Genomic DNA, 25,914 nt, shown 5'->3' on the forward strand with positions numbered 1-25,914 from the left:
TAATGGAAGAAAAGAATCCTCTTGTCACTATTATTTGCTTATGTTATAATCATGCTTCTTTTGTAAGTAAAGCCTTAGATTCTGTCATTCATCAATCTTATAAAAATATTGAATTACTAATTGCAGATGATGCCAGTCAGGATGATTCAGTAGAAGTAATTAAAAAATGGATAACCAAATATCCGCATGTATTTTTTATAGCTAACAAAACTAACTTAGGAAATACAAAAACCTTTAATAATCTCTTTAAACAAGCAAAAGGAAAATACATTATTGATTTAGCAGCTGATGATGTTTTAACCTTAGATTGTGTAAAAAAACAAGTCGAAACTTTTTCAAATACAACTTATAAGAATTTGGCATTAGTTTATGGAAATTTAGAAATTATTGACGAAAAGGACAATCATTTGGACTATTATTATCCTGTAAATACTTATAAAAAAGTAATTAAACAACCTCCTTCAGGATTTATATATATTTCTCTTTTAGCTGGAGAGGAAAAAATGTGTTCTGTTTCATCTATGATAAAATCAGATATACTAAAATCATTAGGAGGTTACGATGAGTCATTAGCTTATGAAGATTTTGATATATGGATAAGAGCTTCTAAAAAATTTGACTTTGAATTTATTGATGAAATTCTGGTACAAAAAAGAGAATTAAATAATTCTATGTACCAATATTTTTTCAAAAAACACAATACTTTTTCTAAACGTTTAAACAATTCCACCTATAAGATTTTAATTAAAGCTTTTAAACAAAATACAACAAAAAAAGAAAATACAGCTATGTTAAAAAGAGTTCATTATGAAATAGTTTTAAATTTCAAAAATGGCAATTATTTTCTTTGTTTTCAACTACTTATTTTAAAGCTAAAAATTCATTTAAAATTTTTACCTCAAATTAGGCATTAAACTCGAACAAAATGAATTGATGAAGTCAATCTATTCGCCTAATCTGATTTAAAAAATATTATCTAAAGTTGATTAAATTCAATTCAGAACTTCTAGCTTTTTTATCTTATCAAATGAGGTACAAAACGAGAGGTATTATCGGTTATTAAAGATCTCGATTCTCTTATCCCAATACCTGCTGGTTCTTGTCCTATAATCCAACTGCCTATTAAAGGATAATTATCATAAAAATCAGGTAGCTCTGCCAATTCTTGATATATAAAGCCTTCTTCTCCATATTCTCCTTGTGTACTCGTTAACAAAATCCCGTTTTTAATTAATTTTACATTTGCGCCTTCTCTTGATAAAATAGGTTTTTCGCACCAAGAAGTTAATTCTTTAGGTGAATCAAAATAACTAGCTAACAAATATTCATGATTGGGATATAGTTCCCATAAGATAGGTAATAATGCTTTATTAGACAATAGCATTTTCCAGCTGGGTTCTATCCAAAATGTTTTATTTTTATCTATTATTATATTTTTTCCAAATTCTTCATTAACCATCCATTCATAAGGATATAACTTAAAAATAGAAGCAATACTACTATCTTTATCATCAACAAAAATTTGATTATAGCTATCCCATCCCAACTGATCTATAGATGTATAATGCGTGTCTAGCCCTGCTTGCATCGCACAATCTTGTAAATAACGTACCGTTGTTATGTCTTCTAAAGAATCAGGTACGCTGGTAAAATGCAATTTAGAGCCTTTTAAATAAGGTTTTACATAGTCCCAATAAGCAATTAGTTTTTCATGAATAGAGTTAAATTGATCACAATACGGATAACATTCTTGTAACCAAAACCACTGTACAATACTAGCTTCAAATAAAGATGTAGGTGTATCGGCATTAAACTCCAACATTTTTAATTTACCATTTTTATAACAAAAATCAAAACGTCCGTAAATGGAAGGATCTTCATTTTCCCAAGTTCTTTTTATATGTGGTATAAACCAACTAGGAATATGAAATTTATGGAATAAATTACGTTCAATTACGTATTCCACAACATGTAAACACATTTCCCATAATTGAGCTGTAGCATTTTCAATTCTGGTAATTTCATCTATAGAAAATTCATAAAATACAGATTCATCCCAATATTTTTCTCCTATAGAATGAAAATTAAAACCCAATTTTTCTACCTTTATTTTCCAATCAGTTCTTGGAGAAATTGCTATTCTATTCATTTTAATTCGCTCTGTTTTTAATTCTTGCAATTCTTTAATTCGTTATAATAAAATATCGTAACACAGAATTTAAGTGGTTATATGTAAACTTAAAATTTGAATAAATATAATTTTAAGATGATACGTGAAAACTAGAATGTCCAAAACCTCCTCTACTTACACTACCTTTACTACTATTATGTCCTACATTTGAGCTATAATGTATGCCATCTGAATAATAACCAGTTCGTCTTGAATATTTACCTGAGCCTCCTGATAAACTATAAGCTCTAAAAGCATGATAGGAATGTTGAGGCTGTTCGCTTTTAGTATAAACTGCTGTAGTATCTGAACGTAAATAAACTTTTCTTCCAGTTCCTCCTCCTTCCCATTCTTCCTCTTTTTACCACAGGCAGCTGTAATAGTTGCCACCAATACTAAATTAATAATACTCGACTTTTTCATTTATTTTGCTGTAAAATATATTTCATACTCTTTTTTTCCCTTTACAATTTTACCTTCTTCATCCTCTTCCTCATATTCTCCTAATGCTGGTACTGTATCTTTATAAACGATTTCTTTACTCAAATTTCCTTTTGACCAAACTTTGTGCTTAGTAATAACGAGATCTCTTTCGCTATCAATATGTTCAATAGTCATTTCTGTTTCAACAGATCCTTCTTTATCTACTTCTGTTACTACGTCTTCTTTATAATCATAACAATTAGACATAAGAAAACTTAATGCCAATAAAGCAATTACTTTTTTATACATTTTTAATATTAATTTTATTATATTCTTATAGTATGCCCTATTAGGCGTACTTTTTTTGTTACAGTAAAAGATTCCTAAGAAAGAAAGAAATAATTAGTCATTATTCATTAAGCTATTTAGAAAAAAAATGAATCTAAAAAAACCGTCTCAAATTTAGTATTGAAACGGCTTATTTTAAAAGCTTACTATAGCTAATATTTTTTTTATTTTCTTTTCTTTTCTTCTTGTTGTTTTTGAGCTTGTTCCATCGCTTCTTGTAATTTTTGTTGGAACTTACCGGTTTTTTAGGTTCTTTTTGTTTATTTTCTTGTATTTGTGCATGAATTTTTGCATCATCTACTAAGAATTTTTTAATATAAAACATTAGACCTAAAGTCATTAAGTTTGAAAATAAGTTATACAAACTTAAACCTGAACCGTAATTATTAAAAAATATCAACATCATAATAGGTGAAATCCAAATCATCATCTTCATGATTCCTGCCATATCAGGCATCCCTTCTTGTGGTGGTGCTGACATAGCTTGATCTCCTGTTGTATATTTCATATAAAAGAAAATAGCAATGGCCGCTAAAATTGGAAATAAACTAATATGATCTCCATACAAAGGAACGTTAAATGGTAACTTAGCTATTAAATCATACGATGATAAATCTTTAGCCCATAAAAACCCTTGTTGCCTTAATTGAATAGCAGATGGAAAAAACTGGAAAGAAGCGTACATGAAAGGCAATTGAATTAAAGCGGGTATACATCCTGCCATAGGGTTTACACCTGCTTTATTATACAGTTTCATTGTTTCCTGCTGCTTTTTCATTGGATCTTTAGAAAACTTCTCATTTATCTCATTCATTTCTGGTCGCAATACTTTCATTTTGGCTTGTGACAAGAATGATTTATAAGTAAAAGGAGACATTGTTAATTTGATCAAAACTGTAAATAGGATAATAGCAATACCGTAAGGTAAGAAAGTACTCATTAACCCAAACAATGGTACAAATATAAATTTGTTAATCCATCCAAAAATCCCCCAACCTAATGGTATAATTTCATCTAAATTACGATCATAAGTATTTAAAATTTTATAATCTGAAGGACCATAATACCAGTTCATTTTATAATCTAACTCTCCATTTGTATAAGCTAGTGGTAACACCGCTCCAAACTTTTTAGTAAAAGTAGTGTCTACCGCAGCATCTTTTACTAAATTTTGGGTTGATAATTTAGCTGTTTTAATAGGTGTTCTAGTTAATAATATAGAAGAGAAAAAATGTTGCTTAAAAGCCACATAGGTTAAATCTGAAATACTTTCTTCTTCATCCGATTGATTTAAATAATTATCTTTTCCTGATTCGTATTCATATACTACTTCTGTATAACGATTCTCGTAACTTACGCTTTTTTCATTACGATAAGTTTTCAAATCCCAAATTAAGTTAGCAGGAGTTGAGGTATTAAATACAGTCGCTAAACCTTGTGAATGTACATCAAAATCTAACATATAATCGTTAGGTTTTAAAACATACTTATACTCTAAATAAGCATCTTGAGATGTTTTCAAACGCATTGACAGTACTTGATTAGCCCCTACTTTCGTTAAAATAGGCTCAAAAAACAAGTCTTTTGTATTCAAATTCTTACCTTCTTTTGTTTGAAAAGTTAAGTTAAGTTGTGCGTTATTATTTTTTATTAACTGCACTAATGGCCCCTTTTCATCTATCGATTTGAAATTTTTTAAAGTAGCATCTACAATATATCCTCCTTTGTTAGCAATTTTTAAACTTACTAATTCATTTTCTAAGGTTGTATAGGCTTCTTTTGCTGAAGGCAAGGTTGCTGAATAAGCAAAGCTTCCTAATGTCGCTTTTAAAGCTGCTGTAACTTTAGTAGAGTCAACTCCTACAGCAATTAAATCTGTTGTTTTAGCTAATTTTTGTTTTGTTTTTACTATTTTTTTCTTTTTTAGCTTTTTCAGCATCAATTTCCGCTTGTGTGGGTTGATTTTTGTACATTATCCACATCATAATACCGAAAATTAACGTAAATCCGATAATCGAATTAAGGTCTAACTTTTTTTCTTCCATTTCCTTTTTAGTTCAGCGTTTAAAATTCGGAAAGTTGAATATTTTAAATACATTCAACATTTTACTTTAAACTAATTAATTTTATTTTTTACGGCAGCTTCCACAAACTTAACAAAAATAGGATGTGGATTAGCTACTGTACTTTTATATTCTGGGTGATATTGTACTCCTATAAAGAAGGGATGATTTTCTAATTCAACTACTTCTACTAACCCCGTATCTGGATTTACTCCAGAAGCTTTCAAACCTGCATTTTCCATTACTTCCAGATAATCTCCATTAAATTCATATCTATGACGATGGCGCTCTAGAATATCTGTTACTCCATAAATAGATTTTGCTAAAGACCCTTCTTTTAACTGGCATTTCCATGCTCCTAAGCGCATCGTTCCTCCTTTATCTGTTATACTCTTTTGTTCTTCCATTAAGTTTATAACAGGTGCCGAAGTCCCCTTATTCATTTCTGTAGAATTGGCATCTTTTAATCCTAATACATTACGACCGTATTCTATAACAGCCATTTGCATTCCTAAACAAATTCCGAAAAAAGGAATTTTATTTTCACGTGCATATCGAACTGTTTCTATTTTTCCTTCTATACCTCGTTCACCAAATCCCGGTGCTACTAGTATGCCATCTAAACCTTTTAGTTGAGTACCTACCGATTTAGCATCTAAATATTCTGAATGAATAGAAATAACATTTATTTTCGTTTCATTTTTTGCTCCTGCATGAATAAAAGCCTCCAAAATTGATTTGTATGAATCTTGTAATTCTACATATTTCCCTACTAAACCAATGTTTACTTCATATTTTGGATTTTTTAAACGATGCAAAAATTCATTCCATTGTTTTAAATCGGGAGTATTTTTTTCTGGTAAACTTAATTTTTTTAGTGCTACACGATCTAAACCTTCTTCTAACATAAGATTCGGTACATCATAAATAGTAGAGGCATCTATTGACTGTATTACAGCTTCTTTTTTCACATTACAGAATAAAGCCAATTTTTGTCTCATATCAGAAGTTAACTCATGTTCTGTTCTACAAACCAAAATGTCTGCTTTTATTCCACTCTCCATTAATGTTTTTACAGAATGCTGAGTCGGTTTTGTTTTTAGCTCACCCGCAGCAGATAAAAATGGTACTAAAGTCAAGTGCACTACAATTCCGTTATCATCTCCTAATTCCCATAATAACTGGCGAACTGACTCAATATAAGGTAAAGATTCAATATCGCCCACTGTGCCTCCTATTTCGGTAATAACAATATCGTATTCGCCACTTTTACCAAGCAACTGCATACGTTCTTTAATTTCGTTTGTAATATGAGGTACGACCTGTACTGTTTTCCCTAAAAATTCACCTCTTCTTTCTTTTTCAATTACTGACAGATAAACTCTTCCTGTGGTCACATTATTAGCTTGAGATGTGGGTACATTTAAGAAACGCTCATAATGACCTAAATCTAAATCTGTTTCAGCTCCATCATCAGTTACATAACATTCACCGTGTTCATACGGATTTAATGTCCCTGGATCCACATTAATATAAGGATCAAATTTTTGAATAGTGGTTCTATACCCTCTTGCTTGCAATAATTTTGCTAATGAAGCTGCAATAATTCCTTTACCTAAAGAAGAAGTTACCCCTCCTGTAACAAAAATATACTTTGTTTGATTCATTGTGTTGTGTTGTTGTATTGTTGTTTAAAACCGCGCAAAAATACAATTATTTAGTATGAAATTCCAATTTAGCAATCACAAAAAAAATAAATTTCAATTGTGTTCAAAAGCAAATTCGTTTAGACTCCTAAAATCAGGTACTTATTTTTTAGGGAAATTTCGCTGAATATTACGAACCAACTCTTCGAGCCCATTCAGTTTCAGTTCATATATTAAATCAAGCTGTTGCCCTAACAATCCATTAGGGAAACCTTTTTGCTTATACCATACTATGTAATGTTCTGGTAAATCAATCAGATAACGCCCTTCATATTTTCCAAAAGGCATTTTAGTATGGGCTAATTTTATAAGATGTTCTTGGTTCATTAAATTTCAAATTCTTTAATCAAAACCTATCATTTACAACTAAAGAATATTAAAAATCTTATTGTTATGTTATTGTTAATCTTCTAATCGAAATAAAAAACAAGGTTGATTTATAACTATTCTTGTTTTTATCTTTTGTTAACAATAACCCCCAATTTTTAAAAATCTGGGGGTTACTCTTAACCCTTTTATTGCATATCTTTTTTTACTGAATTATTTCCAATTAAAAACTATTTCTTTTTAATATCGGGATGTAAACTATGAAAAACAGGACAATTCATGGCAGTACGTTCCAAAATAGTTTTTGTTTTTTCATCTGGATTTATAGACATTGAAAAAACTATATGTATTTCAGCAATACGTCTAGGTTCTGTTCCCATTATTTTCGTTACTTCTGCTGTAGAATCTAATAGATCCAATGTCATTTCTTTTGCTTTAATTGCCATAATAGTAAGTATACAAGAAGCTAAAGCGTTAGCTACTATATCCGTTGGAGAAAATGCTTCTCCCTTACCATGATTATCTATTGGAGCATCTGAAAGTATTTCAGTACCTGAATTTAAATGAATTGAAGAGGTACGTAATTCCCCTAAATAAGTTACTTTAGAAGTTGCCATTAATTTGCTTGCTTAATTGTTAAATCGGTATCGTAATATAAAATATAAATTCCTTTATTATAAAACCCTCCTTCTGGATTGGATTGGTAATCAAATCTACTTTCTGCTTGTTCTGTACTATTATCATTAGCCGTATCTGCAAAAGGTTTTTCTTGTATAAGTCGTAAAAGTGTATCAAATGTTACATCAAATCCTCTAATAGCAAATGTATTGGGATTGATTTTATTTTTTCTTTTATATTGATTTTCGAAATTTTGATATTCTTTAGAGGTATTTACTCTATATTGAGAAGGATAGTGCATTTTTAATTTCGTTAATCTATTCATTTGAATTTCTTCAAAATCAAGGGCTTCATTTTCTCCTAAAATAACCAATTTTATATCAAATTGTTTTTGTAAAGCTAAAAGATTAGTTGTAATAGATAAAATTAAATTTGTTTTTTCTGTCTCCATTACTACATAATTTGTTTTGCCCGCAACTAATAATGACTTCAAATGAGAAACTTCCAAAACACCTGTATCTGAAACATTTACAAATTTAGTTTCTTTATAATTTTCTTGTATATATTGCTTTGCTGATTGTTTTTTAGGATCTACTATTGCTATAATATTTCCATTTTTTGATCGCATAAAATCAAACATGGCTCTTTTAATATCTTCTGACAAAGGAGTGGCTTGATAAAGATTAGGGAATTTTTTATCATAATCTTTAGATAATGGCGAAATAACAGGAACTGTTTCTAATATAGCGGCTAATTTTTCAACATTATTTTGATAAAAAGGCCCTACAACAGCATCGTATGTTTTTAAATCATATTCATTTACCAAAGTAGGAATATTGGAAGAAGATCGTGTTTCATCTGAATCTAAAATGGTTACATCTACTTTTGCGCCTAATTTATTAATAGAATCTATCGCTATTAGAGCTCCTGAATAAAAATCTAATGTCATGTTTAGAAATTTATCTTTTTTAAGTCTTGATTTAGTAGAGTTAATAGTATCTTGATCTAATTTTGCAATATTAAAAGGTAACAAAAGAGCCATTTTTTTAGCCGTTACTGCTGAAATATTTTTTGTTAAATCAAAAATTTCTCTTTTTACTTCTCTCTTCTTAGAAATAGCTGGAATTTTTAATATCATGCCTTCTTTTAAACCTTCTTTTAAATCAGGATTCATCAGTATTAGTTCTTCTTGAGAGCATCCAAATTGATTCGTTAAACTATATAATGTTTCTTGTGCTTTTACTGTATAAGCTATAGTGGCTCCTTTAGAAGTTTCTATTTTTTTTGTTTGATTAGGCTCTTCTATTTTGGATTTTATTACTTCTTTTGATTTATTTCCTTTGACCAATAAAATTTGACCAATAATTAATTCTTTTTGCGCAATATCGGGATTTTTAGTTTCTAATTCCTCAACTGTAATACCATATTGTTTTGCTATTCCAAATTTTGTTTCTTTAGCTACAACAGTATGTTCTATAAGTATTTTTTGCTGTGCATTTATATTTTTAGATACAGATTTCAGCTCTCCTTTTACAGGAATTTTCAAAACTTCATCCATCTTTAATCCATTTACAACTGTAGGATTAAGTTTTTCAATCTCGCTAAGTGTAACTTGGTATTTTTTTGCAATGCTAAATAAAGTTTCTCCTTCAATTACGGTATGATTAATGGTTTTAAAAACCTCTTTTTTAATGGTTTCTTTTTTCTTTTTAACAGCTATAACTAATATCGTATTGTCTGTTATCTTTGTACGTGCATCAGGGTTTAAATCATAAATTTCAGAGGCTGATACTCCGTATTTCTGCGCTATTTGAGAAATACTCTCTCCTTTTATCACTTTGTGTTTGATCATAGCCACTTGAGCTGACACAAAATGTCCTCCTAAAATAAATAAAATCCCAAAAATTTTTTTCATGTGTGTAAATTATATTTAGTGCAAGTTTAAAAAAAAATTAAATATCAGATCTTAACAAAGTGAATAGATAAAATCAATTCATTGTTCCTAAAATGATTTTGAATCTAAAAAAATATACCGATTTTGTTCTTAATGTAGTGAAACTCTATTTTCAAAAAATTTCCCTCTATTTTTATCTTCTATATCTTTTCCTATTTATTATAAAATCTAACGCATTTACTTAATCAAATTATTATTAGAATTAGTATTTCACTACCAATCTTCGTTTTGAACTATCTCTTATTCAATTTTCTTAATTTAAAGAATCTTAATCATACTCATAAATAACTGATAATAAATATATTTCATCTTATTTGACTCTTTTTTAAAAAGACTACTTGCAAGGTCAAATTTAGAGTTCTTTTTGATTTGAACAATGAACAGTTTTTTAAATAAATCAGATCTTGGTTTTACTTTATATTCAAACAATGCTTCCTCTAATGTTTGATATTTATTTGTATAAACATAATAGTCCAAATTATTTATGTTGTAAAAAAACTTTGTCTGACGCTCACCTGAGTAACTTAAACGAAGAGCAAACGCATCACGCTCTGTTGATTCAGCAAAGGTATTTGCTACTAGATAAAAACCTGTTTCTAATTCGGGAAGATTATTAATTATTTCAATTTTAGTAGACTCTTCATTGGAATTATTTTCACTTAAAGTTTTTCTTTTCTGATCAAGTGTTACTATGGTATCAGTAGTTTGAGCTACAGGAATTTTTTTTTGAGCTCGTTCTAATTTTAATAATGCTAGTCGATCATCAAACTCTCTTGCTTCCATGCTATAAAAAGTAGCTTTAGCTATTTTATGTTTTAAAATTGTTTTCTTCTCAGATTCTAAATCATTGATTTTAGCTAATAAGTTTTCTTTTTTTCCTTCTTTTATTGTCAAATCTTGATCTATTTTCTTTATTTCATTAAGTCGTACTTGGTCTTTATCTGATAGTTTTTCTCGTATTTTCTTCTTATACTCTTGATTTTCTTGTTGATTTATTTTTTGAACTTTTTGCATAACACCTACAATTATTCGACGATTTTCCGTTAAATCTTGTTTTAATTGTTGTACTAAGTCCGTTGTTTCTTTCCGCTTTTGTTCTGATTCTTTTTGTAATCGTTTAGACTCTTCTAAAGATTCTATGTTTTTTGTTTTTAATTCTTTCAAATCATATTCCATTGTAACAACTAAAGAATCTAATTTAGCAATCAAAACTTCTTGAATTTTTTTATTAGCATCTAAAATCAATCGTAATCGTTCTACAGAGCCATTTTTAGTTTCATCAATAGCATTTAAATTAATATTTAATTTATTGAGCGTAACCATTTTTTTATTGAGTTCTTTTTGAACTTTCAACCGATCTTCTAGATCTTCAATTTTTACGGTCTGTGATTTTGATTTTTCAACAATAGCTTGTTTTTCTGCTAATGCAATCATTAACTCTTCATTTTCATTTTGTGCTTTAATAATACTTTTATTAATAGCTAATTTATTTCCTATTACGAATCCACTAATAATCTCTGGATTTTGTTTTTCTAATTGATCAATCGTTATGCCATATTTTTTTGCAATTGAATATTTAGTTTCTTTAGCTTCTACTGTATGAAAAAAAGTTTCGTTATTAATAATTCTCACTCTCCCATCTACTGTCTTTTTTTTATTAGGAATTTCTATTTTTTGTCCTATTTGAAGTCCTTCTTTTAATAAAGTTTCATTTTTTTCTTCTAAATCTTTTACAGAAACATTATACAAGCGTGCAATGCTAAACAATGTTTCTTGTGATTGTACTTCATGAAATTTACCATCAAAAACTACCTTCCTTTCATAAGGAATTCTTTGTTGAGGAATATTTAAGACAATACCTTCTTTTATTGGATTTTGAGTAAGCAATGGATTGGCTTCTTTTAACTCTTCAACTGAAAGTTGATACTGTTTTGCTATACTATATAAGGTTTCCTTATTTAAGACTTCATGTTTATCATAACGTACGGCGCTTACATCATTTTTCTTTAACATATAAGAAATAGAATGTACATTCGGTATCATCAAAATTGTATTTTCTTGAATTCCTTTTTCAGCTCCTGTATTAAGTTTTATAATATCTGCTTTTAAGACTTTATATTTTAAAGCAATAGATTCTAATGTTTCATTTTTTTGAATCAGGTGTTTGAGTGTTCTTTCTTGTTGGGCGTAATAAAATTGAGATAAAAAGAAAAAAATAAAAAGTAGGTATTTAAGCATAAGTTTAGTAATTTATTTTGAGAACACCAATTTAAATAAAAATGCCATGTATTTTTTATTTTACATGGCATTTTATTTTCATATCATCTATAAGAATTACTCCCACTCTATAGTTGCTGGTGGTTTAGAGCTAATATCATAAACAACTCTATTAACCCCTTTTACTTTATTAATAATTTCATTCGATATTTTCATTAAAAATTCATACGGTAAATGAACCCAATCAGCCGTCATACCGTCTGTAGACTCTACTGCACGAAGGGCTACTACTTTTTCATAAGTACGTTCATCCCCCATTACTCCTACACTATTGACTGGTAATAATATTGCTCCTGCTTGCCATACTTTATCGTATAAACCATGTTCTTTTAGACCTTGTATAAAAATAAAATCTACTTCTTGTAAAATTCTTACTTTTTCAGGGGTTATATCCCCGAGAATACGAATAGATAAACCTGGGCCGGGAAAAGGATGGCGGCCTAATAACTCTTCATCTATACCTAAACTTCTACCTACTCTACGCACTTCATCTTTAAATAGCATACGCAGAGGTTCTACTATTTTTAATTTCATAAAATCAGGCAAACCTCCTACATTATGATGCGATTTTATAGTAGCTGAAGGTCCTTTAACCGATACTGATTCAATAACATCTGGATAGATTGTTCCTTGAGCCAACCATTTCACATTTTCTATTTGGTGTGCTTCATCATCAAATACTTCAATGAATACTCGCCCTATGATTTTGCGTTTTGTTTCAGGATCTTCAATTCCTGCTAATTCAGATAAAAAACGTTCTGAAGCATCTACTCCTTTTACATTTAATCCCATTCCTTTGTATTGGTTTAATACGTTTTCAAATTCATTTTTTCGTAACAAACCATTATTAACAAAAATACAGTATAAATTTTTCCCTATTGCTTTATTTAACAATACAGCTGCTACTGTTGAATCTACACCTCCTGAAAGCCCTAATACTACCTTATCATCTTGGATTTTATCTTTCATTTCCGCTACAATATCCTCAACAAATGAGTTAGGTGTAAAATTTTGTGGTACTTCAGCAATTTTAACTAAAAAATTTTGTAGCATCTGTTTTCCATCCTCACTATGGTAAACCTCTGGATGAAATTGAATTGCATAAGTTAACTCTCCTTCAATACGATAAGCTGCATTTTCTACATCTTTTGTAGAGGCTAAGCGTACTCCATTTAGTGGTAATTGCTTAATCAGTGTCACTATGGCTCATCCACACCTGACTATTAATATTTACCTCTTCAAAGAAAGCTTCATCATCTTTTATAAAAGATAAATTAGCTCTTCCATATTCTCTAATATTAGAAGGTGCTACTTCTCCCCCATTAAAATGAGCAAGATATTGTGCTCCATAACAAACCGCTAACAAAGGCATTTTACCTCTAATTTGAGATAAATCAGGATGAGGAGCATCCTCAGCACGAACTGAAAAGGGACTACCTGATAAGATTACAGCCTTGTAACTGCTTAAATCCGATGGAACATGATTAAAAGGAAAAATTTCGCAGAAAATATTTAACTCGCGAACGCGGCGTGCAATAAGCTGTGTGTATTGCGAACCGAAATCTAAAATAAGTACATTGTGTTGCATGTGCAAAAGTAAACATTTTCGGAAAAATTTCACAAATAAAGGATCTTTTTAATAAATACAATCTTAAAAAGCATATCATTATAATAGTGAAGGGACTGTTCTCAATTTAAAAGCAAAAAGAATAAAATTATAAACTCCAACTACTCTTCTTACAACACCTTAAAAACGAGGCGCTTGATTTCCTAAATAGTATTTTAATCGTAGAAATATTTTAGCTTTAACCTAGATCATTCTTTAGAAATTCAGTGTAAATTTTAAGGAAAAATCACATAACAGGCGTAATTTGACTTTTCCTTTTAGTCAAAATGAAAAACAATAGATTAAGCTACTACTTTTTCCCCCACATCTGAAAGAAAAACTTACGTGTATTTTTATTTCTTTACTTTCATCTTCATTACAAAATCTGAGGTTAAGATTTTTTTATCTATTGTCATAAATATAAAAAAGAGGCTGTCCTAAAAGATCGCAATCTTTCATTTCAATCAAAAAAAGAAAGAAGGTACCTAAAAGGACAGCATCTTGTTTATTTCAACCATAAAAAAACCAATAGCGTAGCTCTAAGCTCTAATAGCTGAAACAAATCACAATATACGATAATGCGACTTCTCCTATCGTCTAAGTGATGAATTAGACGTTAAACCCAGATTACACATTAGACCCGAGCGTAGCGAATAGACGAAGTAAATCTATTCCACTTTATTTTTCTTCAAATTCAAGCACGTACTCAAATTTTAATCATCAAAATAGTTCACTATTTCTTCTTCTAAAATTTTCCGTGAGCACTTGAATTTATTGAAAAATTTTGTTTCACAACCAAGTCTAATGCGGAATCTGGGTTTAATTTTGACTTTTCAAACACCCATCTCTTTATTATACTTACAAAATTTTATTAGTATACAATATTAAACGTTGTTTGAACATTAGAAAGTGACACTTCATTTACATGCACAAACGATAGTGTTACAGTAATAGTATTTTCTTTCTTGATTGCTTTAATTAATTTGAATCTAGGAAGTAACCATAAGGCATCTTGATATAACGCACGACGAGTTGAAGGCTTCCAAGTAGTACTCGCATCCTCTTTAATCATTTTTAGAGCATAAACTCCATTTGAAACCAATATATAACTTTGAGGGTCTAAAATATTCGTATTAATATCATCTCGAATAATCCCCATTTTTACCATTGTTACCCATCTAGCAATTGTTCTTTCTAATAAACTAGTTACATCGCCATCATTAACTCCTCTCATTCTATTAGCCATAAAAAAATTCAATTCACCTGAACTTTCTGCATACCAATCTGTTTTTAATCTTTTTAAAGATTTAAAACCTTCAAATTCAAAATAAAAATCCGCAATTATTTTATTTTTTTTATCTTTTAAAATCAATTTACAAGATATTTTATCCTCATTCCTATCTATTAAACGTTCTGAACCTTGATCAAAATCTAATTCAAACAGTTGTTCCTCTTTTAAATTTAAAAACCCTCTAAAGAAAGATCCAAAGTCAGTCAAAATACCTTGTGCAAAATATTTTGATGTCTCAGTTCTGTTAAGGGAAACGAATCTTTCATAATACTTATTTTTATCAAAAGAAACAGAAACTGGGTTATTTCTAGTTCCCTTATAACTAAAATTAAAACTAATCAATCTATCAGAACCCGTCACTTCCGAAATCGTAGATTGTTTTAAATCTTCATTAGTTAAATAATAATTTGCTCCTGACCTTGGAACAACATAAAAATCAATCCATTTACTTAAATACTCTAATGTGAACTTATCTGTTTTTTTTTAATCTATATAATTCATCAAACGCTATAGGCAATGATTCTGGGTTATCCTTGTACTCTTTTTTCCATTCTACATTTAAATTTCTAGCAATTTCTACTTGACTCGGTTTTTTAACCAAATCTTGAAAAGTTACTATTTTAGAAAAATTCTTATCATTTACCTTTCCTAAAAATTTAACTATAACAATCCCTTTTTCTTCATCTTTAGACTCTAATACTGTTTCTTTTACTTCAATTTTTTTACCATTTATTTCTTTTAATCCTTTTATAGTTTCAATTTGACTCGTAACCTGTCCAACATTTTGATCTTTTTTAATGCCATAATATTGATACAAATCCTCCTCTTCTATTTCTGCATTTTTAACAACTCCTGAATCTGTTATAACTTCTCCATTTGTTAACACCTGTTCTTCTTTACTACATGCCATAATCAATATCATAGCAAGACCCCAAATTACTTTTTCCTTCATTTCTTCAATTATTTAACCACGCTCTTTCCAACAAAATACATGCCAAAAGAACAAAAAATAAGACAAAAGAAAATAAATCTATTAAAATAAGATTAAAACAGAATAATAATCTAAATAATTCACAAAAAAGCTATTAAGTCTTAATTCTAAAACAAATAAGTAGTTTTTTCAAACAAATAACATTCTCATTAAATTCAGTAGAATTTATTTGTATATGTAATCAATCCGTTCCTTTTCCCCTTTATACACGCTCAAATACAAATAGTTCTTTTTAGATGAGGATATTCTAAAAAACTGATAATCTAGAACTTTTCCTGTCGTTTAGGTAACAAACTGAATGTTAAGTCACTTATTAAATACCTTTATTTTTTATCCTGTAAAGCAAAAACTTGCTTTAACAAATCGCTAGTACGAGAATTAACATTAATTCGAATATCCTTTTCTTCTACTGCAATCATTGTAAAAACACCATCAAGTGCTTTATTTGTTACATAATCCGTTATATCAGGATTAACTTTAGAAACAAAAGGAATCTTATTATACTTATCTATAATTGTTTTCCAAACAGCATCAGCTCCTACCTTTCCTATTGACTTTTGCACAACAGGATTAAATTTTAAGTAAAGAGGTTTTCGCGTTCCTGTTTGCAAAAATGCTGTAGCAGCATCTTCTCGTCCTAACAAAATATTTTTTGCATCCGTTATCGTTATATTTTTAATAGCATTTACAAAAATAGGCGTTGATTCTTTAACTGCATCTTCAGCTGCTCTATTTAGTGATTTAATACCATCATCAGCTAAATTCCCCATTCCTATTTTTCGCAACATACTATCTACTTTTTGCAGCTCATCAGGAAGTACAATTTTAACTAATTCATTACCATAAAAACCATCTACCGCAGTAAGTTTAGATACTTGATTTGTAACTCCTTTATTTAATGCCTCTTTCAATCCTTCCGAAATATCGAAAACATTTTTTTTTGTGGTATTAGTCATTACAGATTCCGTTGTTTTTTTTATAAAGTCTTTCAATTGAGCTTGACTCATACTTGGAATCAAAAAAGCGAGAATAAATATTCTTTTCATATTTTTAAATTATGTTACTCAAAAATATACAAATTATATGCCTAATTTATTTTTTTTATTTTCTTTCTTTTTTTCACCTCTTTTTTTATCCCAAAATCAGTAAATTGCACCCGATAACTAAAAATCAAAATGGAACAAGTACAACCGTATCAACCCCAAAATAAAATTAGAATAGTAACGGCAGCGTCCTTATTTGACGGACACGATGCGGCCATCAATATTATGCGTCGAATTATCCAAGCTACTGGAGTAGAGGTAATTCACTTAGGACACGATCGTAGTGTTGAAGAAGTAGTAAATACGGCTATTCAAGAAGATGCTAATGCTATTGCCATGACTTCTTACCAAGGTGGTCATAACGAATATTTTAAATATATGTATGATTTGCTAAAAGAAAAAGGAGCAGGTCATATCAAAATTTTTGGTGGCGGTGGTGGCGTAATTCTTCCTTCTGAAATTGAAGAATTACACGCTTACGGAATCACAAAAATTTATTCTCCAGACGATGGTCGTGCCTTAGGATTACAAGGAATGATTAACGAGTTGGTTACACTAGCAGAACCAGCCCCCCCGCGCCCGAAGGGGGAGCCAATGAGATAAACGATAAATTGGCTGAAAAAGATGTAAATACCATATCAAGACTTATAACATTAGCAGAAAACGAACCCGATACTTTTCACAAAGTATTTCAGGCACCCCCTTCGGGGGCTGGGGGCTTGTCCCCGTTCTAGGTATAACTGGTACAGGTGGAGCAGGAAAATCTTCGTTAGTAGATGAATTAGTGCGTCGTTTTTTAATCGATTTTCCTGAAAAAACTATTGGTTTAATCTCTGTCGATCCTTCCAAACGTAAAACAGGAGGCGCTTTATTAGGAGACCGTATTCGTATGAATGCGATCAATAGCCCACGTGTGTATATGCGTTCGTTAGCGACACGTCAATCGAATTTGGCTTTGTCTAAATATGTAGCCGAAGCTATTCAAGTGCTTAAAGCGGCTAAATACGATTTGATTATTCTGGAAACTTCGGGAATTGGTCAGTCGGATACGGAAATTTTAGACCATTCGGATGCATCGTTGTATGTAATGACACCTGAGTTTGGTGCGGCTACGCAATTAGAGAAAATCGATATGTTAGATTTCGCCGATTTAGTAGCTTTAAATAAATTTGATAAACGAGGTGCCCTTGATGCGATTCGCGATGTGAAAAAGCAATACCAACGCAATCATAATTTATGGGAGGTAGATCCTGATACTATGCCGGTTTTTGGTACCATTGCTTCACAGTTTAATGATCCGAGGGATGAATACTTTGTATAAGTCGATTATGGATAAAATCGTGGAGAAAACGGGTGCCGACCTAAAATCGACTTTTGAAATTACACGTGAAATGAGCGAGAAAATCTTCGTGATTCCGCCACATAGAACACGTTATTTATCTGAAATTGCCGAAAATAATCGCAAATATGACGAAACCGCTTTATCGCAAGTGGAAGTAGCACAAAAGTTATACGGTATTTTCAAAACTATCGAATCGGTAAATGGGAATCTGCCACAATTCGATAAAGCAGGAATCATTGAATCTTCTTTAAAAATAAATGAAAGTAACAAAGATTTCTTAGGCTTATTAATCAAAGAATTCGACCGCGTAAAAATGAATTTAGACCCGTACAACTGGGAAATTATTCAAACATGGGACGACAAAGTAAACAAGTATAAAAATCCAATATATTCTTTTAAAGTACGTGATAAAGAAATTAAGATTCAAACACACACGGAATCGCTGTCACATACTCAAATTCCAAAAGTAGCCCTTCCCAAATACCAAGCGTGGGGCGATATCTTAAAATGGAACTTACAAGAAAACGTACCGGGTGAATTCCCATTTGCGTCGGGATTATATCCATTTAAGCGTGAGGGCGAAGATCCTACGCGTATGTTCGCGGGTGAGGGAGGTCCAGAAAGAACCAACCGCCGTTTCCATTATGTATCCTTAGGAATGCCAGCTAAACGTTTATCTACAGCGTTTGACTCGGTTACTTTATACGGAAACGATCCAGACCACCGACCTGATATTTACGGTAAAATTGGGAATGCGGGGGTGTCTATTTGTTGTTTAGACGATGCTAAAAAATTATACTCTGGTTTCGATTTAAGCCATCCTGCCACTTCGGTGTCGATGACGATTAACGGTCCAGCGCCTATGTTGTTAGGTTTCTTTATGAATGCTGCCATTGACCAAAACTGTGAAAAATACATCAAAGAAAATGGTCTTGAAGCCGAAGTAGAGAAAAAATTCAAAGAGGTTTATGATGCTAAAGGATTAGAACGTCCTCGCTATAACGGCGAATTACCAGAAGGTAACGACGGATTAGGGTTGATGCTTTTAGGTCTAACCGGTGACCAAGTGTTACCTGCCGATGTGTACCAAGACATCAAAGTAAAAACCTTAGCGCAAGTGCGTGGTACCGTTCAAGCCGATATTTTAAAAGAAGACCAAGCCCAAAATACCTGTATATTCTCGACCGAGTTTGCCTTACGTTTAATGGGTGATGTTCAAGAATATTTCATCACACAAAACGTTCGTAATTTCTACTCGGTTTCTATTTCAGGGTATCATATTGCCGAGGCTGGTGCCAATCCTATTACACAGTTGGCATTTACCTTAGCCAACGGATTTACGTATGTAGAATATTACCTAAGCCGAGGAATGAACATCAACGACTTTGGTCCTAACTTATCGTTCTTCTTCTCTAATGGTATCGACCCAGAATATGCGGTAATAGGACGTGTAGCACGTAAAATTTGGGCAAAAGCCTTAAAGAATAAATACGGTGCTAATGAAAGAGCGCAAATGTTGAAGTACCATATCCAAACATCTGGACGTTCGTTACACGCACAAGAAATTGATTTTAACGATATCCGTACGACTTTACAAGCCTTGTATGCGATTTATGATAACTGTAACTCGTTGCATACTAATGCGTATGACGAAGCGATTACGACACCAACAGAAGAATCAGTTCGTCGTGCCATGGCAATCCAGTTGATTATTAATAAAGAATTAGGATTAGCGAAAAACGAAAACCCTATCCAAGGTTCGTTTATCATTGAAGAGTTAACTGATTTAGTAGAAGAAGCCGTATTAGCCGAGTTCGACCGTATCACTGAAAGAGGTGGAGTACTAGGGGCAATGGAAACAATGTACCAACGTTCGAAAATCCAAGAAGAATCGCTGTATTACGAAACCTTGAAACATACGGGTGAATTCCCAATCATTGGGGTAAATACCTTCTTAAGTTCAAAAGGATCACCAACGGTAGTGCCTGCGGAAGTAATTCGTGCGACGGAAGAGGAAAAACAATTCCAAATCAAAACCCTAGAAAACTTACATAAAGCCAAAGCCAAAGAAGTAGAAGGACAAATCGCGATCATTCAAGAAGCCGCGATCCAAAACCACAACATCTTTGAAAAACTAATGGATGCCGCTAAGGTATGTTCGTTAGGTCAAATTACTAGCGCCTTGTTTGAAGTGGGAGGGCAATACCGACGTAATATGTAAGAGGAATTAATTTATAGAAATTGAAATGCCCCTGACGGGGCATTTTTTATTCAATTAATTTCATTGTTTCCTCTAAATGTCTTTTCTGTTCCATATTAAAAGGTTTTAAAATTGACCTTTTATTTGTCAAGTCGGTTAAAATTAATTTTGCTTCATTATTCATTGATTCTTTGTTATAATTATTCACTGTTATTTTATTATCTTTCGATTCGGCTATAGAAAAAATTATTTGTTCATCTTTAGGTTTATTCTTATATATAAATTCTAGAATAATTTTTCTATTATCTTCATCTATATCTTCTTTAAAAATAGCGTCTAATAAAAATGGAAATCTATGTACATATTCTGTTTCTTTAATTACTTTGTTAAATGCAAAATAATAAGCTAACATTGTTTGTAGAAGTTCTACACCTTGTTTTGGGAAACTACCCATTAATAACTTCGTATATTTATAATCCTCAAATTCTTTTATGCCTAATTCTTTAATATAAAGTTGAAAATAATTATTAAAATGAGAATATTTTGAATCTCTAATCTTAATTATTTCCTCATCTGTTTTATAATTTTTTAAGTTATTAATTTTTTTGCCTAATTCAATTGTAATATCACCTATATTTTTTGAAATGTTTTCTGAAAGCTTGACATTGGTTTTATTATCTAACCAAGTCGCGAATGTTAAATCTTCAATTTTATATTTTATTAAAATTGAATAATCTTTCGAAACTTTCTCTTTTAACTCCTTAATTTCAATTTCTAAACTATTTATTTTACTTTTCAGTCCTTGACGATTATTTCCTTTTTATCTTTAAAACCAATAATTTTATCATTTATTTTTTTAATTTCATCAACGGTGTTGTTTAAGTCCTGAAAATATTCGTAAATATTTTCTAAAGAACTTGGTAAACCTTGTTTGCAAGTTGGGCAATTGTCATTTAGCGGGTTTTCTTTTTTAAGGAAGTATTTACTTTTTTTAAAACTTTTAATCTTTCTTCATTAAAAGTTAGTTCGTTACATTTTAGCAAATATTCTTTTTCTTTCTGAATTAATTCTTCTTTATTCTTTTTGTAAGTTTCTAAATATTCAATTGATTTAGAAATAAACGATTCATCTATTAATTTTGAAAGTTTTAATTCATCTTTTTGCTGTTCTACATTTGTAAGAAATTTGATTTGATTTTCTAACTCTTTTTTCTCTTTTTCAAGGTTTTGTTTTTCTACTCTATCATACTCGTTTAAAATACCTAAATAATAATCATAATAGTCATATTTGAAATTTTTGAAAAAATCTAAACCACGAAATGATTTTAAAGCCAAAACCCAGCCATAATCTTGAGCAACATAATAAGGTAAAAACATTGCTTCTAATGAAGCAGGTTTGTATTCTCCAGAAGATTCTAAATGTAATTTAAAACCAAATAAATCATCAAAATACTCCTTCAGTTTAATATGCTCTTTGGAATTATTCGAATTAATTCCTGAAAATTTTTCTAAAGGTTTATTTTCTCTTTTAATATAGAGAAAATCATTATCTCGAATAATTGTAATATTTTCATTTTGTTCTTTTTTAAAATAAAATCTAATCTAAAAATTACGTTTTCATTTAGTATTTCTGTTAATTTATGTTTTTCATCATTAATGCCAAAAGTATAATGGATAGCTTGAATTAAAGTACTCTTTCCCGATGTGTTTCTTCCGTGAATAATGTTTATTTTTTCACTAAAATCTGTAAAAAAACTTGTGTTTTTTTCTTGGGAATAAATAAATATATTTTTATAAATTACTTGAGATTTCATAATTAATTTTCTTTTAGATATAATACTTCAAAAAGAGCTGCAAATAGAATGGCTTTTAATTGCAAATCACTAAAATTAGTTGAATGTGATTTTTTAAATAAGTCAAATAACTCATTTATATTATCTTCATTTGTAAAAGTTGTCACATTATTAATATTGTCTTTTACAAAATTTAAAATCTTTTTATGTTCACGTTCATTTATACTCTTAAATAAATCAAAAGCAGTATTGAAATCTAACTGAAATTGCTCTCTTTCAAGTGGTCTAATTCTTAATGTTTTTGCAATTTCAATTTCTTGTTTATGCCAATAATCAAAACATTTAGATTTTGTAGTTAAAATTTTAAAAGCATTTTCAATTTCTTGATTACTTACTCTTTTTGATTCGTCTAATAATTTTACGATATTTCCTTGATTATAAATTTTCTCTATTTTATAAAAAGAAAAATTAAAGCATTTACAGCTGCTCTTTTGTCGAATATTTTATTGCCAAATATTTCAGAGATTTTTCCTTCTAATTGATTTTCTTGTTCTTTTGAGATTGTAGTAAAAGGGATATAAATAAAACTTAAATTGTCTAATTCATTATGTAAATCAATTTCAGTAATATTATTTTTTATTTTTTCTTTAATTTCATTGGGTAAAAATGAAAAATTGGAAATTGTATTGTCTGCTTTTATAGAAACTGAAATATCCTTTAACCTTTTATCTTTTTTGTGCCTTTCGGATTGGGATTATGTTTTAAATCAATAATTTGATTAGAAGAAAAATAGAGTATATGATTATATGTTGAAGATTTAGGAATATTATCCTGAATTAATTCTTTTCCAGTTTTCAATAATTTTGTTAATATTTCATATAACTCAGGATTCAATCGCCATATGTTAGGATTTTTCTTTTTTGATTGGTATGCTTCAATTAAATTTACTTCATCATTTTCGTTTAAAAAACAAAACAAAAAATCATCGTGATGTTCTAGACAGACGAAATATTTTTTATCTTGGAACTTATTAAAATAATTATCCAACAATAAAAAAATTGCAGTGTTTCTCTGTAAAGCAAATCCGTTTTGTGCGTCTGGCCCTGAATTTATTGTTTTATTTATCATTCTATGTTTTCATTTTTAAGGGTATAAAATAGCTTCCAAATTAATTAACCTTAAAATCTGTTAGTTTTATTTTTTATCACAATCCCTTTTTTAATCAAAAATATTTACTTTGTATTTCTATTAACTTAACCAAATATAACGAAAAGGATATTAAGATAAAATCCTACAATCTACAATTAAAAAGTTTAAAACAAATTTTAGTTGGAGGATGATTTGTTAAATAGGTAGTAAAAGAAAATTAATTGCGTTTCAATTTTAGTTAAAAATTATATTTGCAAAGTTGCTTAAACCCAATAAACCAATAAATATGCTAAAAACTTATTTTGTAGTATTACTAGCTATACTTTTCATCAGTTGCAAAAAAGAAACCACTACCATCGAAGCACCAAAAGAGGCAAAAAGATACCGCCAACCTCAATAAACACCAATTCAAAATCTATAGATGATGATTTTAAGTCTTTCCTTGATGCTTTTAGCAAAGATTCTGTATTTCAAGTAAGCCGTGTTACATTTCCATTAGTACTCGAAGAATGGATAGATCCTGAAACAGGCACAGGAAAGAAATTAATAGACAAAAAAGCTTATGAGACTATTGATTTTCGCTATCCTAAAGATGCTTTAACTAGAGAATTTGATCGTTATACCCAAACGGTTAAGTTCAAAGATAATAAAGCAGTTGTTGAAATTAGAGGTGTCGATAACGGCATTTATGCAGATTATATTTTTGAGAAAATAAACGGGAAATGGCTATTGATTTCGTGTAATAACCAATCGATATAAATAAAAAAAGAGTATTGAAAAAAATCAACACTCTTTTTGTAAAATTATCAGTATTAATAATTTACATTTCTCTAAAGATTGTGTGCATTAATCTTTTCTTATCATTGATACTTTCTTCTAAAGAAATCATAGTTTCTGTTCTATACACCCCATCAATATCGTCAATCATATAGATTACATCTTTAGCATGTTTTGTGTCTTTTGCTCTAATCTTACAGAAAATATTAAATTTTCCTGTAGTCACGTGAGCAACTGTTACAAAAGGTATTTCATTAATTCTTTCTAAAACAAACTTGGTTTGTGATGTATTATTTAAAAATACTCCAACGTAGGCAATAAATGAATATCCTAATTTTTCATAATCCAATGTTAATGAAGATCCTTGAATAATACCTGCATCTTCTAATTTTTTAACACGTACATGAACAGTCCCTGCTGAAATTAAAAGCTTTTTTGCAATATCTGTAAATGGTATCCTCGTATTATCAATTAACATATCCAAAATCTGATGATCAACCTCATCTAGTTTAAACTTACTCATATAATTATTTCTTTGTTTGTGTTTTATTTTTTTAGTTTTTGTTTAAAATAATTCAAAAATATCACTTTTTAAGTACACCATTTACAAAAATATTGTTAATATTTACAGAAAAATCAATATTTCCTCCTGGTTTGGGATAATTTCCAAATTCATCCTGATATAACCCGCCTTCTAGGTCATAAATCTGATGTGCGAAACTTCTTTCTAAGTCACCAATTTTCACAATTTCGGCTTCAAAATATACCTTTTCTTCAAAAAGGACTTCTTTATAGTGGGATGCAAATTTAGTAATAATATCTAAAGATTCGTCTTTTAACCTAATATTTTTGTAAATAAAGTCATAAAAATTGATTTTATTTTGCGGAATATTCAAATATTCTTTTAAATCTACTTCTTCTTTTTTTAAGGAAATAATAGATTTTAATCCTGCTATATATGCTATATATATATATTTTCTGGTTTCTTCTCTTTCATAATCATTTTGATAATGCCCAGCTTCGAACAAAATAGTAGGTACTCCTGAATACTGAAAATAATCTCCAATGCAATTTAAATTAAAAGTATCATCAAATCTTCCTATTTGATCAGGTATATACTTTTGTAATTCAGTATTCATTGCTAAAATTACTCTTACTGCTTTTAATCTGCATTCATTATATTCGCAAGCTTCATTAAAAGAAGGTGCCAAAAAGAAATTGTTGCCGGCTTATCTAAATTACCTACTCCAAATATTGTACGTTGATCATGAAGGTTAAAACAAAAATCGGGCTTAAATTCTTGAAATACTTTTCGTAGAATTTGTGATTCTGGTTGTGTTAAGGCTACTGAATCTCGATTTAAATCTATTTGATTAGCATTTACTCTTGTATAAGCAGCTGCTCCATCTGGATTAACAATAGGTATAATAAATAAGGTGCATGCTTCCGCTATTGCTTTGGCCAATGAATCATTTGAATCTAAAAATTTAAAAAAATCAAATAATGCTTTGGTGGTTGTGGATTCATTTCCGTGCATTTGCGACCACATAAATATTTTGGTGGTTCCTGTTCCAAACGTAACGGAATAAATAGGACGTCCTTCTACTGATTGACCTAAAATTGTTTTTTGGAAACGAGGGCTCAATTCTTTTAATACTCTTTCTAAGTGAGTATTGGTAAGATAACGTCCTGAAATACTTTTTTCTTTATATTTTAAATAAAAATCCATTTTTATCTGATTTTTTAATAATTTAAGATAATCGCATAGTTTTTCCTCGAAAAAAAATACCTTTAAAAATTAAATTTAAAAAATACTCTTTTTCTTTATTAAGAATAA

The 25,914-nt window shown here is 29.8% G+C and carries 21 protein-coding genes and 3 pseudogenes; 3 read left to right on the plus strand and 21 right to left on the minus strand.

The features are described from left to right. Nucleotides 1–2 precede the first annotated feature (2 nt). Entirely contained in the window at nucleotides 3–914 is a 912-nt protein-coding gene (locus tag JJC05_RS00800; RefSeq protein ID WP_235877939.1) for a glycosyltransferase family 2 protein, read from the plus strand. A 101-nt stretch (nucleotides 915–1,015) separates the two neighbouring features. On the opposite strand, the gene JJC05_RS00805 is transcribed toward JJC05_RS00800, so the two are convergent. The 13 genes and pseudogenes from JJC05_RS00805 to JJC05_RS00865 form a co-directional block, all read right to left on the minus strand. Continuing rightward, the gene (locus JJC05_RS00805; RefSeq protein ID WP_088390929.1) at nucleotides 1,016–2,149 is read right to left on the minus strand and encodes a glutathionylspermidine synthase family protein; all 1,134 of its coding nucleotides are present in this window, start codon (nucleotides 2,147–2,149) and stop codon (nucleotides 1,016–1,018) included. A gap of 183 nt (nucleotides 2,150–2,332) precedes the next feature. Further along, nucleotides 2,333–2,593 carry a hypothetical protein gene (locus JJC05_RS00810; protein ID WP_235877940.1) on the minus strand — a complete coding sequence of 87 codons (261 nt, stop codon included), beginning with the start codon at nucleotides 2,591–2,593 and terminating at the stop codon, nucleotides 2,333–2,335. After that, on the minus strand, nucleotides 2,594–2,902 hold the full coding sequence (locus JJC05_RS00815; protein WP_123901236.1) for a hypothetical protein: 309 nt from the start codon (nucleotides 2,900–2,902) through the stop codon (nucleotides 2,594–2,596). Nucleotides 2,903–3,071: 169 nt separating this feature from the next. Next, the gene (gene yidC / locus JJC05_RS00820; protein WP_258929361.1) at nucleotides 3,072–4,880 is read right to left on the minus strand and encodes a membrane protein insertase YidC; all 1,809 of its coding nucleotides are present in this window, start codon (nucleotides 4,878–4,880) and stop codon (nucleotides 3,072–3,074) included. Nucleotides 4,881–5,057: 177 nt separating this feature from the next. Beyond that, the gene (gene pyrG / locus JJC05_RS00825) at nucleotides 5,058–6,671 is read right to left on the minus strand and encodes a CTP synthase (RefSeq protein ID WP_088390915.1); all 1,614 of its coding nucleotides are present in this window, start codon (nucleotides 6,669–6,671) and stop codon (nucleotides 5,058–5,060) included. 141 nt (nucleotides 6,672–6,812) lie between these two features. Continuing rightward, nucleotides 6,813–7,037, minus strand: coding sequence for a DUF3820 family protein (locus JJC05_RS00830; RefSeq protein WP_088390917.1), 225 nt, complete (start codon nucleotides 7,035–7,037; stop codon nucleotides 6,813–6,815). 213 nt (nucleotides 7,038–7,250) lie between these two features. Beyond that, nucleotides 7,251–7,654, minus strand: a pseudogene (locus JJC05_RS00835) (OsmC family protein). Further along, a complete protein-coding gene (locus JJC05_RS00840; protein WP_105196974.1) occupies nucleotides 7,654–9,570 on the minus strand; it encodes a LysM peptidoglycan-binding domain-containing protein in 1,917 nt (638 codons plus the stop codon). Before JJC05_RS00840 ends, JJC05_RS00835 begins: the two are co-directional and overlap by 1 nt. Nucleotides 9,571–9,867: 297 nt before the next feature. Further along, nucleotides 9,868–11,847: a LysM peptidoglycan-binding domain-containing protein gene (locus JJC05_RS00845; protein ID WP_235877944.1), complete on the minus strand. Its 1,980-nt coding sequence runs from the start codon at nucleotides 11,845–11,847 to the stop codon at nucleotides 9,868–9,870. 96 nt (nucleotides 11,848–11,943) lie between these two features. Next, nucleotides 11,944–13,474: pseudogene (gene guaA, locus JJC05_RS00850) on the minus strand (glutamine-hydrolyzing GMP synthase). Between the two features lie 889 nt (nucleotides 13,475–14,363). Next, nucleotides 14,364–15,125 carry a hypothetical protein gene (locus tag JJC05_RS00855; RefSeq protein WP_235877946.1) on the minus strand — a complete coding sequence of 254 codons (762 nt, stop codon included), beginning with the start codon at nucleotides 15,123–15,125 and terminating at the stop codon, nucleotides 14,364–14,366. A 127-nt stretch (nucleotides 15,126–15,252) separates the two neighbouring features. Beyond that, complete coding sequence (locus JJC05_RS00860) at nucleotides 15,253–15,735, minus strand: hypothetical protein (protein ID WP_235877948.1); 483 nt, start codon at nucleotides 15,733–15,735, stop codon at nucleotides 15,253–15,255. 362 nt (nucleotides 15,736–16,097) lie between these two features. Then, nucleotides 16,098–16,820 carry a DUF4197 domain-containing protein gene (locus JJC05_RS00865; RefSeq protein WP_235877950.1) on the minus strand — a complete coding sequence of 241 codons (723 nt, stop codon included), beginning with the start codon at nucleotides 16,818–16,820 and terminating at the stop codon, nucleotides 16,098–16,100. A gap of 129 nt (nucleotides 16,821–16,949) precedes the next feature. On the opposite strand from JJC05_RS00865, the pseudogene JJC05_RS00870 reads away from it, so the two are divergent. Further along, nucleotides 16,950–20,380 (plus strand): annotated as a pseudogene (locus JJC05_RS00870) (methylmalonyl-CoA mutase family protein). A gap of 46 nt (nucleotides 20,381–20,426) precedes the next feature. Here JJC05_RS00870 and JJC05_RS00875 read toward each other — a convergent pair. From JJC05_RS00875 to JJC05_RS00895, 5 genes are all read right to left on the minus strand, one after another. Further along, nucleotides 20,427–20,813: a hypothetical protein gene (locus JJC05_RS00875; protein ID WP_235877951.1), complete on the minus strand. Its 387-nt coding sequence runs from the start codon at nucleotides 20,811–20,813 to the stop codon at nucleotides 20,427–20,429. Nucleotides 20,814–21,312: 499 nt separating this feature from the next. Beyond that, a complete protein-coding gene (locus JJC05_RS00880; protein ID WP_235877952.1) occupies nucleotides 21,313–21,735 on the minus strand; it encodes a hypothetical protein in 423 nt (140 codons plus the stop codon). 131 nt (nucleotides 21,736–21,866) lie between these two features. Beyond that, the gene (locus JJC05_RS00885; RefSeq protein ID WP_235877955.1) at nucleotides 21,867–22,172 is read right to left on the minus strand and encodes an AAA family ATPase; all 306 of its coding nucleotides are present in this window, start codon (nucleotides 22,170–22,172) and stop codon (nucleotides 21,867–21,869) included. A gap of 2 nt (nucleotides 22,173–22,174) precedes the next feature. Next, on the minus strand, nucleotides 22,175–22,318 hold the full coding sequence (locus JJC05_RS00890; RefSeq protein ID WP_235877957.1) for a hypothetical protein: 144 nt from the start codon (nucleotides 22,316–22,318) through the stop codon (nucleotides 22,175–22,177). A gap of 550 nt (nucleotides 22,319–22,868) precedes the next feature. Continuing rightward, on the minus strand, nucleotides 22,869–23,279 hold the full coding sequence (locus JJC05_RS00895) for a DUF4297 domain-containing protein (protein ID WP_235877958.1): 411 nt from the start codon (nucleotides 23,277–23,279) through the stop codon (nucleotides 22,869–22,871). A 354-nt stretch (nucleotides 23,280–23,633) separates the two neighbouring features. On the opposite strand from JJC05_RS00895, the gene JJC05_RS00900 reads away from it, so the two are divergent. Continuing rightward, on the plus strand, nucleotides 23,634–24,059 hold the full coding sequence (locus JJC05_RS00900) for a DUF4348 domain-containing protein (RefSeq protein ID WP_235877960.1): 426 nt from the start codon (nucleotides 23,634–23,636) through the stop codon (nucleotides 24,057–24,059). Nucleotides 24,060–24,120: 61 nt separating this feature from the next. On the opposite strand, the gene JJC05_RS00905 is transcribed toward JJC05_RS00900, so the two are convergent. The 3 genes from JJC05_RS00905 to JJC05_RS17850 form a co-directional block, all read right to left on the minus strand. Beyond that, a complete protein-coding gene (locus JJC05_RS00905; protein WP_014165284.1) occupies nucleotides 24,121–24,600 on the minus strand; it encodes an Lrp/AsnC family transcriptional regulator in 480 nt (159 codons plus the stop codon). Nucleotides 24,601–24,661: 61 nt separating this feature from the next. After that, entirely contained in the window at nucleotides 24,662–25,288 is a 627-nt protein-coding gene (locus JJC05_RS17845; protein ID WP_309597382.1) for a M14 family metallopeptidase, read from the minus strand. Continuing rightward, nucleotides 25,240–25,806, minus strand: coding sequence for a M14 family zinc carboxypeptidase (locus tag JJC05_RS17850; protein ID WP_309597383.1), 567 nt, complete (start codon nucleotides 25,804–25,806; stop codon nucleotides 25,240–25,242). Before JJC05_RS17850 ends, JJC05_RS17845 begins: the two co-directional genes overlap by 49 nt. Nucleotides 25,807–25,914 lie beyond the last annotated feature (108 nt).

It is taken from the genome of Flavobacterium davisii (genome assembly GCF_019565505.1).
GTDB classification, from domain to species: domain Bacteria; phylum Bacteroidota; class Bacteroidia; order Flavobacteriales; family Flavobacteriaceae; genus Flavobacterium; species Flavobacterium davisii.